Source organism: Pseudomonas sp. R25(2017), from assembly GCF_002112565.1.
Classification (GTDB): Bacteria; Pseudomonadota; Gammaproteobacteria; order Pseudomonadales; family Pseudomonadaceae; genus Aquipseudomonas; species Aquipseudomonas ekonensis.
This window is the reverse complement of record NZ_NEHZ01000004.1, coordinates 228,570-243,839: the sequence shown is the minus strand read 5'-3', so window position 1 is coordinate 243,839 and position 15,270 is coordinate 228,570. Positions and strand designations below refer to the sequence as shown.

Sequence of the window (15,270 nt, the reverse complement as noted above, 5' to 3'; positions counted from 1 at the left end):
ACGGAGTGACTGGATGAAGATCATCATCCTCGGCGCGGGGCAGGTCGGCGGCACGCTGGCCGAACACCTGGCCAGCGAAGCCAACGACATCACCGTGGTCGACACCGACGGCGAGCGCTTGCGCGATCTCGGCGACCGCCTCGACATCCGCACCGTGCAGGGCCGCGGCTCGCTGCCCACTGTGCTGCGCCAGGCCGGCGCGGACGACGCCGACATGCTGGTGGCGGTGACCAACAGCGACGAGACCAACATGGTCGCCTGCCAGGTCGCCCACACCCTGTTCCACACCCCGACCAAGATCGCCCGGGTGCGCGAGGCCGCCTACCTGACCCGCGAGGAGCAGCTGTTCCAGAACGAAGCGATTCCGGTGGACGTGCTGATCAGCCCCGAGCAGGTGGTCACCAACTACATCAAGCGCCTGATCCAGCATCCGGGCGCATTGCAGGTGATCGACTTCGCCGAAGGCCAGGCCCAACTGGTGGCCGTGCGCGCCTACTACGGCGGGCCGCTGGTGGGCCAGCAGCTGCGCCAGTTGCGCGAGCACATGCCGAACGTCGAGACCCGGGTCGCCGCGATCTTCCGCCGCGACCGGCCGATCCTGCCCCAGGGCGACACGGTGATCGAGGCCGACGACGAAGTCTTCTTCATCGCCGCCCGGGAGGACATCCGCGCGGTGATGAGCGAAATGCGCCGCCTCGACGAAACCTACAAGCGCATCGTCATCGCCGGCGGCGGGCAGATCGGCGAACGGCTGGCCGAAGCCATCGAAAGCCGCTATCAGGTGAAGATCATCGAGATGAACCCGGCGCGCTGCCGCTACCTCTCCGACACCCTCGACAGCACCGTGGTGCTGCAGGGCAGCGCTTCGGACCGCGACCTGCTGCTGGAAGAGAACATCGCCGACGCCGACATCTTCCTGGCCCTGACCAACGACGACGAGGCCAACATCATGTCGTCGCTGCTGGCCAAGCGCCTCGGGGCGAAGAAGGTGATGACGATCATCAACAACCCGGCCTATGTGGACCTGATCCAGGGCGGCGACATCGACATCGCCATCAGCCCGCAGCTGGCGACCATCGGCACCCTGCTGGCCCACGTGCGCCGCGGCGACATCGTCAGCGTGCATTCGCTGCGCCGGGGCGCGGCGGAGGCCATCGAGGCGGTGGCCCACGGCGACGCGAAGTCGAGCAAGGTCATCGGCAAGGCCATCGAACACATCGCCCTGCCGCCGGGCACCACCATCGGCGCGATCATCCGCGACGAAGAAGTGATCATCGCCCACGACGACACGGTGATTCAGGCCGGCGACCATGTGATCCTGTTCCTTGTGGACAAAAAGCACATCCGCGATGTGGAGAAGCTGTTCCATGTGGGGTTGAGCTTCTTCTGAGGCTTGCGCAGCCGGCCCCTGTGGGAGCGGGCCGGCTCGCGAAAACGGTCTGTCGGGCCCCGACCGACAACTGACACAACCGGAAAAGGAGTCCACCGATGATCGAATCCCTGGAGAAAATGCTCGCCAAGGGTGTGGATAACGCACTGCTGCGCTTCGGCCTGGGCAAGGGTTACCTGGATCTGGGGGAGAACGCCAAGGCGGCGGAGCATCTGCAGCGCTGCGTGACGTTCGATCCGAAGTATTCGGCGGCGTGGAAGCTGCTGGGCAAGGCGCAGCTCGCGGCGGGCTCGCCCGACGCCGCGCGCCAGGCCTGGGAGCAGGGCCTGGAGGCCGCCCGCGCCCACGGCGACAAGCAGGCGGAAAAGGAAATGACGGTGTTCCTCAAGAAGCTCGACCGCCAGCCCCGCTGATCCCGCGACGCTACAGGTAACGCAGGCCGATGCCTTCGGCGTCCACCGTCACCACTTCCATCCGCACCCGCGGCGCGCCTGTGGGCAAGTCCTGGACCTGGCCGTACACCACGGCGCCCTTGGGCAGCGACGCCAGGCGCGGATGCTCGACGTACACCCCGGTCGTGGATAGGTTGCGGGTCTGGCCCAGGCATTCGCCGAAGCTTTCGTGAGTGATCTTGATGCGAAACGATTTGCGGTGTTCGGACATCTTCTGCGCCCTTGAATGAACGGTTGTGGATAACCTTGCCCAAGAAGGTTATCCACAGATCGTGCCAATCGACTCAATACCAGCGGGCCTCGCCCGGCGGACGTTTCTTGAAGCGTTTCATGCTCCACATGTACTGGCTGGGGTAGGCCGCGACGTAACGCTCGACCACCTGGCTCATGGCCGCGCAGGACACCTCGGTGTCGGTGCTGTACATGGCTTCGGGCGCGGCTTCGAGGATCACCTTGTAGCCGGAGCCGTCGGGCAGCCGCAGGGCGTGCAGGAACACGCCGACCGCCTTGCCGCCGGCCAGCATGTTCGGCACGAACTTGCTGGTCAGGGCCTGGGTGGCGAAGAACGGCACGAAGATCCCGGCGGATTCGGCCGGTTCCGGGTCGGCAGGGATGCCCACTGCACCGCCTTTGCGCACTTCCTTGATGACGCTGAGGATGCCTTCCTTGGTGGAGGCGGCGACGCGGTTGCCCAACTGCACCCGCTGCTTGCGCAGTAATTCGTCCACCGCCTTGAGCTTCGGCGGGCGGTAGAAGATGATCGGTTTGCACTGGCTGCAGTAGAAGTGGTTGAGCACTTCCCAGTTGCCCAGGTGGCTGGTGATGCCGACCACGCCCTTGCCGGACGCCAAGGCGTCCTTGAGGATGTCCAGGCCTTCGACTTCACGCACCAGTTCGATGGAGCGCCGGGCCGGCCAGATCCAGGCGCAGGCGCTTTCGGTCAGGGACTTGCCGATGTCCTTCAGGCTCTGGCCGACCAGGCGCTCGCGCTCGGCCGGATCCATTGCGGGAAAACACTTGGCCAGGTTGATCCGCACCACGTCGCGGGAGCGGTTAGGGGTTTTCCACATGATCCAGCCGATCGCCGAACCCACGGCCTGCACGGCCCGCCACGGAAGCAGGGCAAACAGCCGCAGAGCGCCTACCAGCAAGGCGCCTTTAAACTTATCCACAGGTCACTCCTGATCTTGTGCTGTGCGCGAGGCGGCCATTCTAACCGGCGTTGGCGAGCTGCGCGTAGCGGTCGCAGTCCCGGGTGTGGTCCATGACCATGCCCGAGGCCTGCATCAGCGCGTAGCAGATGGTCGGGCCGACGAAGGTGAAGCCGGCCTTCTTCAGGCCTTTGCTCATGGCCTCGGCCTGCGGGGTGATGGCGGGAACCTCGCTGCGGTCCTTGAAATGGTTGACCACCGGCTCGCCGTCGACGAACGACCAGAGGAACCCCGCCGGATCCTCCAGCGCCAGCCAGGCCCGGGCGTTGCGCCGGGCGGCCTCGAGCTTGAGGCGATTGCGGATGATGCCCGGATCGAGCATCAGCTCGGCGATGTACGCGTCGCTCATCTGCGCCACCCGCTGCGCGTCGAAGCCGAACAGCACCTGGCGGTAGCGTTCGCGCTTGCGCAGCACGGTGATCCACGACAGCCCGGCCTGGAACCCTTCGAGCAAAAGCAACTCGAACAATCCCTGCGCCTCGCGCAGCGGCGTTCCCCACTCCTGATCGTGGTAAGCCATGTACAGCGGATCTTCGGTGCACCAAAAGCAGCGTGGCATAAGGCTCCAGGGGGTGGTGGCGCGACTGAATCGGGTATACTCCCGCTCTTTAAATCGCAGCCCAAGAAACAGGTGAATTTCGTGAGCCAGCCTACGCCAGCCGTGCGTACCTTCCAAGACTTGATCCTCGCGCTCCAGCAGTACTGGGCCGAGCAAGGTTGTGTGGTACTTCAGCCCTACGATATGGAAGTAGGCGCCGGCACTTTCCACACCGCTACATTCCTGCGCGCCATCGGTCCCGAAACCTGGAACGCCGCCTACGTGCAGCCAAGCCGCCGCCCGACTGACGGCCGCTACGGCGAGAACCCGAACCGCCTGCAGCACTACTACCAGTTCCAGGTGGTGCTGAAGCCGAACCCGGAAAACTTCCAGGAGCTGTACCTGGGCTCCCTCAAGCACGTGGGCCTCGACCCGCTGGTGCACGACATCCGTTTCGTCGAAGACAACTGGGAATCGCCGACCCTCGGCGCCTGGGGCCTGGGCTGGGAAGTCTGGCTCAACGGCATGGAAGTGACCCAGTTCACCTACTTCCAGCAGGCGGGCGGCATCGAGTGCTACCCGGTGACCGGCGAAATCACCTACGGCCTTGAGCGCCTGGCCATGTACCTGCAAGGCGTGGACTCGGTCTACGACCTGGTCTGGGCCGACGGCCCGTTCGGCAAGGTGACCTACGGCGACGTGTTCCACCAGAACGAGGTGGAACAGTCCACCTACAACTTCGAGCACGCCAACGTCGACAAGCTGTTCGAACTGTTCGACTTCTACGAAAGCGAAGCCAAGCGCCTGATCGAACTCGACCAGCCGCTGCCGCTGCCGAGCTACGAAATGGTGCTGAAGGCTTCGCACACCTTCAACCTGCTGGATGCGCGCCGGGCGATCTCGGTGACCGCGCGTCAGCAATACATCCTGCGCGTGCGCACCCTGGCGCGTTCCGTCGCCCAAGCCTACCTGCTGGCCCGCGCCAAGCTGGGCTTCCCGATGGCGACCCCGGACCTGCGTGACGAAGTACTGGCCAAGCTGGAGGCTGCACAATGAGTGCTCAAGATTTTCTGGTTGAACTGGGCACCGAAGAACTGCCACCCAAAGCCCTGAACACCCTGGCCGAAGCGTTTTTGGCCGGCATCGAGAAAGGCCTGCAGGCCGCCGGCCTGAACTACCGGGGTAAGGCCGTCTACGCCGCGCCGCGCCGTTTGGCCGTGCTGATTTCCGCGCTGGACACCCAGCAGCCGGACCGCAGCATCAACCTCGACGGCCCGCCGCGCCAGGCCGCCTTCGACGCCGAAGGCAATCCGACCCAGGCCGCCCTGGGCTTCGCCAAGAAGTGCGGCGTGGAGCTGAGCGAAATCGACCAGAGCGGTCCGAAGCTGCGCTACAGCCAGAACATCGCCGGCAAGCCGACCGCCAGCCTGCTGCCGACCATCGTCGAAGACTCGCTGAACGACCTGCCGATCCCCAAACGCATGCGTTGGGCTGCGCGCAAGGAAGAGTTCGTGCGTCCGACCCAATGGCTGGTGATGCTGCTCGGCGACCAGGTCATCGACTGCACCATCCTGGCCCAGAAGGCCGGCCGTGAGTCCCGCGGCCACCGTTTCCACCATCCGGAAAACGTGCGCATCGGCTCGCCGTCGAGCTACCTGGCCGACCTGCGCGCCGCCTACGTGCTGGCCGACGCCAACGAGCGCCGCGAGATCATCAGCAAGCGCACCGAAGAGCTGGCCACCCGCCAGGAAGGCACCGCGATCGTGCCGCCGGCGCTGCTCGACGAAGTGACCGCGCTGGTCGAATGGCCGGTGCCGCTGGTGTGCTCGTTCGAGGAGCGTTTCCTCGATGTGCCGCAAGAAGCCCTGATCACCACCATGCAGGACAACCAGAAGTACTTCTGCCTGCTGGACGCCGACGGCAAGCTGCTGCCGCGCTTCATCACCGTGGCCAACATCGAGAGCACCGATGCGCAGCAGATCATCGCCGGCAACGAGAAAGTGGTTCGCCCGCGCCTGACCGACGCCGAGTTCTTCTTCAAGCAGGACAAGAAGCAGAAGCTCGAAGCGTTCAACGACCGTCTGCAGAACGTGGTTTTCCAGGAAAAGCTCGGCAGCGTCTACGACAAGGCCGAACGCGTTTCCAAGCTGGCGGCCTACATCGCTGCGCGCATCGGCGGCAACGCGTCGTGGGCGGCCCGCGCAGGCTTGCTGTCCAAATGCGACCTGGCCACCGAAATGGTCGGCGAGTTCCCGGAAATGCAAGGCGTGGCCGGCTACTACTACGCCCTCAATGACGGCGAGCCGCAAGACGTCGCCCTGGCGCTGAACGAGCAGTACATGCCGCGCGGCGCCGGCGCCGAACTGCCGGCCACCCTGACCGGTGCAGCCGTGGCAATCGCCGACAAGCTCGACACCCTGGTCGGCATCTTCGGCATCGGCATGCTGCCGACCGGCAGCAAGGACCCGTATGCCCTGCGCCGTGCGGCCCTGGGCGTGCTGCGGATTCTGATCGAGAAGCAACTGGACCTGGACCTGAACGATGCCGTGGCCTTCGCGGTGAACGGCTTCGGCGCCAAGGTCAAGGCGGCAGGGCTGGCCGACTCGGTGCTGGAGTTCATCTTCGACCGTCTGCGTGCCCGTTACGAAGACGAAGGCGTGGATGTCGCCACCTACCTGTCGGTGCGTGCCCTGAAGCCGGGTTCGGCGCTGGACTTCGACCAGCGCGTGCAAGCGGTGCAGTCCTTCCGCAAACTGCCGGAAGCGGCGGCGCTGGCGGCGGTGAACAAACGTGTGTCGAACCTGCTGAGCAAGGTGGAAGGCTCGGTGCCGACCGTGGTCGAGGCCAAGTACTTCGACAACGCCAACGAGTTCTCCCTGTACTCCGCCATCCAGCAGGCCGACCAGGCCGTGCAGCCGATGGCCGCTTCGCGCCAGTACAGCGAATCGCTGGCGCGCCTGGCCGCCCTGCGCGAGCCGGTGGACGCGTTCTTCGAGGCCGTGATGGTCAATGCCGACGACGCCAACGTACGGGCCAACCGCTACGCGCTGCTGGCGCGCCTGCGTAACCTGTTCCTCGGCGTCGCCGACATTTCGCTGCTGGGTTGAGGTATTGCCGTTGAAACTGCTGATTCTCGATCGGGACGGAGTGATCAATTACGACTCCGACGCTTACATCAAGTCGGTGGAGGAGTGGATTCCGTTGCCCGGCTCGATCGAAGCGATCGCGCAGTTGAGCAAGGCCGGCTGGACGGTGGCGGTGGCCACCAACCAGTCGGGCATTGCCCGCGGCTACTACGACCTCGCCACCCTGGAGGCCATGCACGCGCGCCTGCGCGCGCTCGTGGCCGAGCAGGGCGGCGAAGTCGGGCTGATCGTGCATTGCCCGCACGGGCCGGACGAGGGCTGCGATTGCCGCAAACCCAAACCCGGCATGCTCAAGGCCGTTGCGCAGCATTACGGCGTGCCCCTGGCCGGCGTGTGGTTCGTGGGCGACAGCCTTGGTGACCTGGAGGCCGCCAAAGCCGTCGATTCACAGCCTGTTCTGGTGAAGACCGGAAAGGGCGAAAAGACCCAAGCCAAAAACTTGCCGGTCGGCACCTTGATTTTTGACGATCTGGCGGCGATTGCCGCAGAACTTATCCACAACTAGAGTGCTTCTGACGTTCCTGACCAAGGATTGATCGGGAGTGCGCTTGAACAGTCGGGCATCGCCCGTAACGGTAAACGTCGCCATGTCGATACTGCAGGCCATCAGAATTGCTCTCTTTTACCTGCTGCTGGGCACCAGTTCCCTGCTGTGGTGCAGCCTGAGCTTTTTCATCGCGCCCTTTCTGCCGTTCAAGGCGCGCTATCGCTTCATCAACGTGTACTGGTGCCGCTGCGCCTTGTGGCTGAGCAAGGTATTCCTCGGCATCCGCTACGAAGTCAAAGGCGCGGAAAACGTGCCTGACCGGCCCTGCGTGATTCAGTCGAACCACCAGAGCACCTGGGAGACGTTCTTTCTCTCCGCCTATTTCCAGCCCTTGAGCCAGGTGCTCAAGCGCGAACTGCTGTACGTGCCGTTCTTCGGCTGGGCGATGGCCATGCTGCGCCCCATCGCCATCGACCGCGACAACCCGAAAGCCGCGCTCAAGCATGTGGCGGCCAAGGGCGACGAACTGCTCAAGGACAACGTGTGGGTACTGATCTTCCCTGAAGGCACCCGCGTTCCCTACGGCACCATGGGCAAGTTCTCACGGGGCGGTTCTGCCCTGGCGGTGAACGCGTCGCTGCCGGTGCTGCCGGTCGCCCACAACGCCGGCAAGTTCTGGCCCAAGACCGGCTGGGGCAAGAAACAGGGCGTCATCACCGTGGTCATCGGTCAGCCGATGTACGCCGAAGGCGCAGGACCTCGGGCCATCGCCGAGCTGAACGACCGGGTCCAGGCCTGGAACGAGCAGGCCCAACGGGATATGGGCTCGCTGCCGCCGGCGCCTGTCGCCAATGGTGAGGCCACGGTCTGAGATTTTGTGGATAACCTGTGTACGAGTTCGTTGAAAAGTGGCGGATTCAAGTTTTAACTGGTTGATTTACTTATATATTTCCCAAGCTCATAAAACCCCGGAAATGGTGCATAAGTTTTTCCGGGCGCAAAGGAACCGGCTGATATAGCCGGTTTTTTTATGCGTGCTCTTCCGCCAACAGCGGCAGCTCCAGACGGAACGTAGTGCCTTGACCGACCACGCTCAGGCACTCGATCCGCCCGCCGTGGTGATCCACCACCGCCTTGACCATCGAAAGCCCCAACCCGACGCCGTCGATGCCCTGGGCAGAGGAAAAACGCCGGTACTGGCTGAACAGTTCAGGCAGTTCCCCGGCGGCGATGCCCTTGCCCTGATCCGTCAGTTCGATGCACAACCAGTCTTCGTGACAACGGATCCGCAGGCGCACTGCCGTTCCCGGATCGCTGTACTTGATCGCGTTCTCCAGCAAGTTGAACAGGGCCCGGGTCAGCAGGCCCTGATCGGCCATGACCAAGCGCTCCTGGGCAGGCTCGTCTATGTCGTGAAGCAATTCGATGCGCTTTTGCTGGGCGATGGGCAGGGCCTGATCCAGCACGTCCAGCACCAGCATCGCGAACAGGCTCGGCTGGAACTGATAGGCCTGGGATTCGGCGCGGGCCAGCAGCACGAAGCCATCGGTGAGATCCAGCGCCCGCCGCACCTGGCGCTCGATCTGCTCGAACAAGGGCGAGTCCGCGCCGGCCTGGTGCCGGTGCACGTCCAGCAGGGCGAGGATCGCCGAATGCGGGGCGCGCAGATCGTGGGAGAGAAACCGCAACAGCACGCTGCGCTGCTCTTCCGCCGCACGCTCGGCGCTGAGGTCAGTCAGGCTCAGCAGCCAGCCGATCGGCATGTCGCCGTCCACCGGCAGCAACGCCGCCCGTTCCAGCCGCAGGCTGCGTTCCTTGCGGTCGCGGAACTCCAGCAGGGGCAGGGCAGACAGCAGCGGGCGTGGCACTTGGTCCAGCTCCGGGTAGCCGAGGCGGGCCAGTTGATCGAGCACGTCGTCCCCCACCAGGTCGCTGCCGAACAGGTTCCGCGCATTGCGGTTGCCCAGCAGAATCTGGCCATGAGGATCGCTGATCAGGGTGGCCACCGGCAGGTATTCCAGGCCATCGGCAATGAAACGTCGGGTATCGCGGGTGCGGCTCATGGCCTGTTCCAGCGCCATGATCTGCCCCTGCAGACGGTCGGCGCCCTGAAACCGGGCGCGGCGGCGCTCAGGGAACACCTTCGGTTCGCTGTCCAGTCGCGCCAGCTCCCAGCCGAAGTACGTCAGCACCACGCTCAGGCGCCGCCAGTTCCAGATCAGATAACCGAACAGCATGCCCAGCACCGCCGGCGTCGGCGACCACCAATGGCGCAGTTCCGCCAGCCCGACGCTGGCCAGCAGCGCGCAGGCCATGCCGATCAAGGTCAGCCACAGCGCCAGGCGCGGACGCCACAGCAGCAAGCCCAGCACGCTCGTCACCAGCGCCACCGACAGCAGCGCGCCCATGACGGGCGAGGGGTCATCCAGGTTGATTTGCGAACGCCACGACAGCAGCGCAGTCAGCGGCAATAGCACTAGACTTATCCACAACCACTCACGCACCAGTCGCCGAAACAGCCTCTGCACTTGGCTCGGCACCCGACTTTCATGCCGGCGCGGGTTATTCATGGGGAACGGGGCAGGGCGGGTTGAATGGTTTCATCGGCCAAAGGTCTGAGGGCGTGTCTGAATGATTTCAAGGAATCATAGCGGACGCCGGAACACCGGGCCGCCGACTTTTGCAGTCCCGACCCACCGCCCAACGAAAAGGAATGATCGCGTATGCGCGTTGCGATACTGGACGACGAACCGGCCGAACTGCGCCGGGTCGAGCAGACCCTGCAGCAAATGGCCGAGAACGGCGAACAGCCCTGGTCGCTGCACAGCTTCGAGAGGGGCGAAGAGCTGCTGCGGCAACTGCGCCGGGAAACCTTCGACCTGCTGATCCTCGACTGGCAACTGCCGGACCTCACCGGCCTGTCATTGCTGCGCTGGACCCGCGAGCACATGGAAGCGCCGCCGGCCGCCATCATGCTCACCAGCCGCGACGGCGAAAACGACATCGTCCAGGCGCTCAATGCCGGGGCCGACGACTACGTCAGCAAGCCGTTCCGTCCCAATGAACTGAAAGCCCGGGTGTCGGCCGTGCTGCGCCGCCACGCCCAACAACGCCCGGCCGCCGGCGAAGTGCTGCACTTCAACGATCTGGTGTTCGACGACGGCGAACTGACCGTCACCCGCGACGGCAGACCGATCGCCATGACCGAACGCGAATACCGCCTGGCCCGCTGCCTGTTCAGCAACCTCGGCCGGCCGCTGTCCCGGGACTACCTGTACGAACGCTTCTGGCCCCATGAGGAAATGTCGTCTTCACGACCGCTGGACACCCACATCTATCGCCTGCGCAACAAGCTGGGGCTGACGGCGGACCGGGGTTGGCAGTTATTGACGATCTATGGGTATGGGTATCGGTTGGAGAGTGTGGGGACTTAGTCACCAGTGCACCCGTGAGCATTCACTCTTCGGAGGAGTTGCCACGGAGCTTTTTCGCGGCTGCTTCGATTTGTTGGATGCTCTTTTTCGGTACGGGAAGTTCCTCAGGCATGGTTCCACCCAAGTCAGCGATGGTTTCCCGTACCTTTCTGCCAACCTCCAGATGCACCTGATTGGCCTGCTGCTTACCTTGCACCTTATCGCGACGCAGCTTTTCCTCAGCCTGGGTGGCACGGAACAGATTGGCGGCCAGTTCGGTCGACCCCATGTGATCCAGTATTCTCTGACTTTTTTTCAAACCTTTCCGCTGATGAATGGCCCTTTGATCGAGGCCGCCATAAAGCCCCTGATAACCATGATTCTGGAAGACAGCGAAATCGAGACCCGATTCGACCCCAGCCTGCTGCGCAGCTTCAACTAATTGCTTGTTGTGTTCTCGTAACTCGTTACGCAGCAGCAAACGCTTCTGATCATCCCTCAACGCCTGAAAGGAGGCATCGTCTGAGAGTTCTTGGCGTCTTGTCTGAACCGCGAAATAGGTCTGTCCCGCCGCGATGACAGATTTCGCAGGATCGCCATTCTGGACAGTCAGATAGCAGGCATAGCGAGAAAGGTGAAAATCCTTCAGCTCCCGCTGAGCCCCTGACCCTAAAGAAACCATTTTGGTGGTTTCAACAAAATGGTTGCCGACTGGATGATGACTGAGCTCGCAAGCCTGTACCGCTTTGCCGATGACGTTTTCGAAGTTCCGCCACTCCCGGTACTCCAAGAGGGGAGCAAGCTCTCGTGCAGACCAGTATTCCCCATCCTCATCGGATAGATGCCTGATCTCCTCAAAAGACTGGTGTTGCTCACTCAAAGGTCAATCCTCCCATGGAGAGCCGGAACAGACTCAGCTCAAAACTCACGTGAGACTCGCACTGATACATCGACTGATCAATGGCGTATTAACAACTGCACACATTGTCGGGCGGGGACATACGGTTTCCAGAGGAACCTGTACTGATTCAAAATGTGAACAGCCCGGTGAATCCAAGACTCACCGGGCTGTTCATTTGTTGGCCGTAGACCGCGTCTAGATCAGAAATCCAGGTTCGCCACCGACAGGGCATTGCTCTCGATGAAGTCACGACGAGGCTCGACCGCATCACCCATCAGGGTGTTGAAGATCTGGTCCGCGGCGATGGCATCTTCGATGGTCACTTTCAGCATGCGGCGCACGGTCGGGTCCATGGTGGTTTCCCACAGCTGATCCGGGTTCATCTCACCCAGACCTTTGTATCGCTGGATGGTGTGGCGCTTGGTGCTTTCGGCCATCAGCCAGTCCAGGGCTTCCTTGAACTCGGTGACCGGCTTCTTGCGTTCGCCGCGCTGGATGTACGCGCCCTCGTCCAGCAGGGTGCTCAGCTGGGCGCCGAGGGAAACGACGGTCTTGTAGTCGTTGCTGCCGAAGAAGTCGCGGTTGAAGGTGACGTAGTTCGACAGGCCGTGGGAGATCTGCTCGACCTCCGGCAGCCACACGCCACGCTCGCGGTCTTCGCGCAGGCTGGCCTTGTAGACCAGGCCGGACTTCTCGACGGTGCGCAGGCGCACTTCGTACTTGGCCAGCCATTCCTGCATGGCGGCGTGGTTGCCCAGCATCTCCAGGCTCACCGCCGGCAGGTAGATGAAGTGCTCGGTCAGCTCCTGCGGGTACAGGCGCGACAGGCGCTTGAGGGTCTTCATCACCATGCGGAAGTCGTTCACCAGGCGCTCCAGCGCTTCGCCGGAAATGCCCGGGGCGTCTTCGTCCAGGTGCAGGCTGGCGTCTTCCAGGGCCGACTGCGTCATGTACTCTTCCATGGCGTCGTCGTCCTTGATGTACTGCTCCTGCTTGCCCTTCTTGACCTTGTACAGCGGCGGCTGGGCGATGTAGATGTAGCCGCGCTCGATCAGCTCAGGCAACTGACGGAAGAAGAAGGTCAGCAGCAGGGTGCGGATGTGCGAACCGTCGACGTCAGCATCGGTCATGATGATGATGTTGTGATAACGCAGCTTTTCGATGTTGTACTCTTCGCGGCCGATGCCGCAGCCAAGCGCGGTGATCAGCGTGCCCACTTCCTGGGACGAGATCATCTTGTCGAAGCGGGCCTTCTCGACGTTCAGGATCTTGCCCTTGAGCGGCAGGATGGCCTGGGTCTTGCGGTTGCGCCCCTGCTTGGCAGAGCCGCCCGCGGAGTCACCTTCCACGAGGTACAGTTCGGACAGCGCAGGATCCTTTTCCTGGCAGTCGGCCAATTTGCCCGGCAGGCCGGCGATGTCCAGCGCGCCTTTGCGGCGGGTCATCTCACGGGCCTTGCGCGCCGCTTCACGGGCACGGGCCGCGTCGAGCATCTTGCCGACGACCAGCTTGGCTTCGTTCGGGTTCTCCAGCAGGAAGTCGGAGAAGTACTTGCCCATTTCCTGTTCGACCGCGGTCTTCACTTCGGAAGAGACCAGCTTGTCCTTGGTCTGGGAACTGAACTTCGGATCCGGCACCTTCACCGAGATGATTGCGGTCAGGCCTTCACGGGCGTCGTCACCGGTGGTGGCGACCTTGTGCTTCTTGGCCAGGCCTTCCTGCTCGATGTAGTTGTTCAGGTTACGGGTCAGCGCGGAACGGAAGCCCACCAGGTGGGTGCCGCCGTCGCGCTGCGGAATATTGTTGGTGAAGCACAGAAGGTTTTCGTTGAAGCTGTCGTTCCACTGCAGGGCGATTTCGACGCCGATGCCGTCCTCACGCTGGATGTTGAAGTGGAACACCTGGTTGACCGCGGTCTTGTTGGTGTTCAGGTATTCAACGAATGCGCGCAGGCCGCCTTCGTACTTGAACAGCTCCTCTTTGCCGCTGCGCTCGTCCTTGAGGACGATGCCGACGCCGGAGTTGAGGAACGACAGTTCGCGAATGCGCTTGGCCAGGATGTCCCAGCTGAAGTGGATGTTCTTGAAGGTTTCCTTGGAAGCCTTGAAGTGGATCTGGGTACCGGTGGTTTCGCTGTCGCCCACGATCGCCATCGGCGCCTGAGGCACGCCGTGCACGTAGGTCTGCTCCCAGATCTTGCCGCTGCGGCGAACGGTCAGCACCAGCTCTTCGGACAGGGCGTTCACCACCGACACACCTACACCGTGCAGGCCGCCGGAGACCTTGTAGGAGTTGTCGTCGAACTTACCGCCGGCGTGGAGGACGGTCATGATGACCTCGGCGGCGGAAACGCCTTCCTCCTTGTGCACATCCACCGGGATGCCGCGACCGTTGTCGCGCACGGTGATGGATTCATCTGGGTGGATGATGACGGCGATGTCGTCGCAATGGCCGGCGAGGGCTTCGTCGATCGAGTTGTCGACCACCTCGAACACCATGTGGTGCAGACCGCTGCCATCGTCGGTGTCACCAATGTACATACCGGGACGTTTGCGCACGGCATCCAGGCCTTTCAGCACTTTAATGCTCGATGAGTCGTACGTATTTTCTTCGCTCAATGCCTTCACTCCCGATGGTCGTGGGTCTGGGTGATACGGCCCTGTTCCACGTGGAACAGAGCGACTGGCGTTTCCGTCTGCCAGCCTTCCCTCAAAAATTCGTGGTCTACACAGGTGATAAAGACCTGGCAGCGTAAGTCTTCCAGCAAGCGGCACAGCGCACGGCGGTGCTGCTCGTCCAGCTCGGACGGCAAGTCATCCACCAGATAAATACACTGCCCGCGACGGGCCTGGCTCACCAGGTGCCCCTGGGCGATCCGCAAGGCGCAGACCACCAGCTTCTGCTGCCCCCGGGACAAGATGTCCGCGGCGTTGTGCGCACCCAATCGAAGGCGCAGGTCAGCGCGTTGCGGCCCGGCCTGGGTATGGCCCATCTGCTGATCCCGTTGCAGGGAGCCGGCAAGCACGGCGCTCAGTTCCCGATCCTTGTCCCAGCCCCGGTAATAGCTGAGCGTCAAACCCTCGAGCTCAACCAGTTCGCTCAAGGTCTGTTCAAAGACCGGTTTCAAGGCTTTGATGTAAGCGCGGCGGTATTCATCGATTTCAGCGCTGGCCTGGCACAGTTCCCTGTCCCAAACCGCTTGCGAAACGGCGTCAAGTGTACCATGCCGCAGCCAGGAGTTTCTCTGGCGCAAGGCCTTCTGCAAACGCTGCCAAGTGGCCATGAACCGCGGTTCGACGTGGAACACGCCCCAGTCCAGAAACTGCCGGCGGATCTTCGGCGCGCCTTCCAGAAGGCGAAAACTGTCCGGGTTGATCAACTGCAGCGGCAGGATTTCCGCCAGTTGCGCAGCGCTGCGGGCGTTCTGCCCGTCGATGCGGATCTGGAACTCACCCTGGCGGTCGCGGGATATCCCCAGCGCGCTGTGTCCGCCTTCGGCCAGCTCGACCTGGCCGAACACGGTGCAGCTGAGCTGTTCGTGCTGAATGACCGGCAACAGCCGCGTGCTGCGAAACGAACGGGCAAGCCCCAGCAGGTGAATGGCTTCCAGGACACTGGTTTTGCCGCTGCCGTTGGCGCCGTAAAGGATGTTGATGCGGGGAGAGGGGGAGAAGGTCACCGGGTGCAGATTGCGCACCGCGGTGACCGAGACGCGACTGAGCGACATCTAGT

At 63.0% G+C, this 15,270-nt stretch carries 14 protein-coding genes; 7 read left to right on the top strand and 7 right to left on the bottom strand.

Annotation, left to right across the window (positions count from 1 at the left end):
• Window positions 1-13 precede the first annotated feature (13 nt).
• Together trkA and CAG31_RS07115 are read left to right on the top strand one after the other, a co-directional pair.
• Window positions 14-1,390 carry a Trk system potassium transporter TrkA gene (trkA, locus tag CAG31_RS07120; RefSeq protein WP_085579306.1) on the top strand — a complete coding sequence of 459 codons (1,377 nt, stop codon included), beginning with the start codon at window positions 14-16 and terminating at the stop codon, window positions 1,388-1,390.
• 98 nt (window positions 1,391-1,488) lie between these two features.
• Window positions 1,489-1,803 (top strand): tetratricopeptide repeat protein, encoded by a 315-nt coding sequence (locus CAG31_RS07115; RefSeq protein ID WP_085579304.1) that lies wholly within the window; start codon window positions 1,489-1,491, stop codon window positions 1,801-1,803.
• A gap of 10 nt (window positions 1,804-1,813) precedes the next feature.
• On the opposite strand, the gene CAG31_RS07110 is transcribed toward CAG31_RS07115, so the two are convergent.
• The 3 genes from CAG31_RS07110 to CAG31_RS07100 form a co-directional block, all read right to left on the bottom strand.
• A complete protein-coding gene (locus CAG31_RS07110) occupies window positions 1,814-2,053 on the bottom strand; it encodes a PilZ domain-containing protein (RefSeq protein WP_085579302.1) in 240 nt (79 codons plus the stop codon).
• A gap of 73 nt (window positions 2,054-2,126) precedes the next feature.
• Window positions 2,127-3,014: a lysophospholipid acyltransferase gene (locus CAG31_RS07105; protein ID WP_085579300.1), complete on the bottom strand. Its 888-nt coding sequence runs from the start codon at window positions 3,012-3,014 to the stop codon at window positions 2,127-2,129.
• A 40-nt stretch (window positions 3,015-3,054) separates the two neighbouring features.
• Window positions 3,055-3,612 carry a DNA-3-methyladenine glycosylase I gene (locus CAG31_RS07100; RefSeq protein ID WP_085579298.1) on the bottom strand — a complete coding sequence of 186 codons (558 nt, stop codon included), beginning with the start codon at window positions 3,610-3,612 and terminating at the stop codon, window positions 3,055-3,057.
• Between the two features lie 81 nt (window positions 3,613-3,693).
• Here CAG31_RS07100 and glyQ point away from each other — a divergent pair, with 81 nt between their 5' ends.
• From glyQ to CAG31_RS07080, 4 genes are all read left to right on the top strand, one after another.
• Window positions 3,694-4,647, top strand: coding sequence for a glycine--tRNA ligase subunit alpha (gene glyQ, locus CAG31_RS07095; protein WP_022641565.1), 954 nt, complete (start codon window positions 3,694-3,696; stop codon window positions 4,645-4,647).
• On the top strand, window positions 4,644-6,698 hold the full coding sequence (gene glyS, locus CAG31_RS07090) for a glycine--tRNA ligase subunit beta (protein ID WP_085579296.1): 2,055 nt from the start codon (window positions 4,644-4,646) through the stop codon (window positions 6,696-6,698). Before glyQ ends, glyS begins: the two co-directional genes overlap by 4 nt.
• A 4-nt stretch (window positions 6,699-6,702) precedes the next feature.
• Entirely contained in the window at window positions 6,703-7,242 is a 540-nt protein-coding gene (gmhB, locus tag CAG31_RS07085) for a D-glycero-beta-D-manno-heptose 1,7-bisphosphate 7-phosphatase (RefSeq protein ID WP_170929991.1), read from the top strand.
• Between the two features lie 82 nt (window positions 7,243-7,324).
• Window positions 7,325-8,095 (top strand): 1-acyl-sn-glycerol-3-phosphate acyltransferase, encoded by a 771-nt coding sequence (locus CAG31_RS07080; protein ID WP_085579292.1) that lies wholly within the window; start codon window positions 7,325-7,327, stop codon window positions 8,093-8,095.
• 157 nt (window positions 8,096-8,252) lie between these two features.
• On the opposite strand, the gene CAG31_RS07075 is transcribed toward CAG31_RS07080, so the two are convergent.
• Entirely contained in the window at window positions 8,253-9,794 is a 1,542-nt protein-coding gene (locus CAG31_RS07075) for a HAMP domain-containing sensor histidine kinase (RefSeq protein WP_085579290.1), read from the bottom strand.
• Between the two features lie 153 nt (window positions 9,795-9,947).
• Between CAG31_RS07075 and CAG31_RS07070 the strand changes: the two genes are divergently transcribed.
• Window positions 9,948-10,658, top strand: coding sequence for a response regulator transcription factor (locus tag CAG31_RS07070; RefSeq protein WP_085579288.1), 711 nt, complete (start codon window positions 9,948-9,950; stop codon window positions 10,656-10,658).
• 22 nt (window positions 10,659-10,680) lie between these two features.
• Here the strand turns inward: CAG31_RS07070 and dinD are convergent, their stop codons facing one another.
• The 3 genes from dinD to recF all read right to left on the bottom strand — a co-directional run bounded on the left by dinD (window position 10,681) and on the right by recF (window position 15,265).
• Window positions 10,681-11,517 carry a DNA damage-inducible protein D gene (dinD, locus tag CAG31_RS07065; protein WP_085579286.1) on the bottom strand — a complete coding sequence of 279 codons (837 nt, stop codon included), beginning with the start codon at window positions 11,515-11,517 and terminating at the stop codon, window positions 10,681-10,683.
• A 221-nt stretch (window positions 11,518-11,738) separates the two neighbouring features.
• On the bottom strand, window positions 11,739-14,156 hold the full coding sequence (gyrB, locus tag CAG31_RS07060) for a DNA topoisomerase (ATP-hydrolyzing) subunit B (protein ID WP_085579284.1): 2,418 nt from the start codon (window positions 14,154-14,156) through the stop codon (window positions 11,739-11,741).
• Between the two features lie 5 nt (window positions 14,157-14,161).
• Window positions 14,162-15,265, bottom strand: a complete 1,104-nt coding sequence (recF, locus tag CAG31_RS07055; RefSeq protein ID WP_085579282.1) for a DNA replication/repair protein RecF — start codon at window positions 15,263-15,265, stop codon at window positions 14,162-14,164.
• Window positions 15,266-15,270: the final 5 nt, after the last annotated feature.

Excerpts from the sequence above, each read along its gene's own strand:
- CAG31_RS07080 (WP_085579292.1), top strand. The coding sequence starts at position 7,325 with ATGTCGATACTGCAGGCCATCAGAATTGCTCTCTTTTACCTGCTGCTG.
- CAG31_RS07115 (WP_085579304.1), top strand. The coding sequence starts at position 1,489 with ATGATCGAATCCCTGGAGAAAATGCTCGCCAAGGGTGTGGATAACGCA.
- glyS (WP_085579296.1), top strand. The coding sequence starts at position 4,644 with ATGAGTGCTCAAGATTTTCTGGTTGAACTGGGCACCGAAGAACTGCCA.
- CAG31_RS07075 (WP_085579290.1), bottom strand. The coding sequence starts at position 9,794 with ATGAATAACCCGCGCCGGCATGAAAGTCGGGTGCCGAGCCAAGTGCAG.
- CAG31_RS07100 (WP_085579298.1), bottom strand. The coding sequence starts at position 3,612 with ATGCCACGCTGCTTTTGGTGCACCGAAGATCCGCTGTACATGGCTTAC.
- trkA (WP_085579306.1), top strand. The coding sequence starts at position 14 with ATGAAGATCATCATCCTCGGCGCGGGGCAGGTCGGCGGCACGCTGGCC.
- CAG31_RS07110 (WP_085579302.1), bottom strand. The coding sequence starts at position 2,053 with ATGTCCGAACACCGCAAATCGTTTCGCATCAAGATCACTCACGAAAGC.
- recF (WP_085579282.1), bottom strand. The coding sequence starts at position 15,265 with ATGTCGCTCAGTCGCGTCTCGGTCACCGCGGTGCGCAATCTGCACCCG.
- CAG31_RS07070 (WP_085579288.1), top strand. The coding sequence starts at position 9,948 with ATGCGCGTTGCGATACTGGACGACGAACCGGCCGAACTGCGCCGGGTC.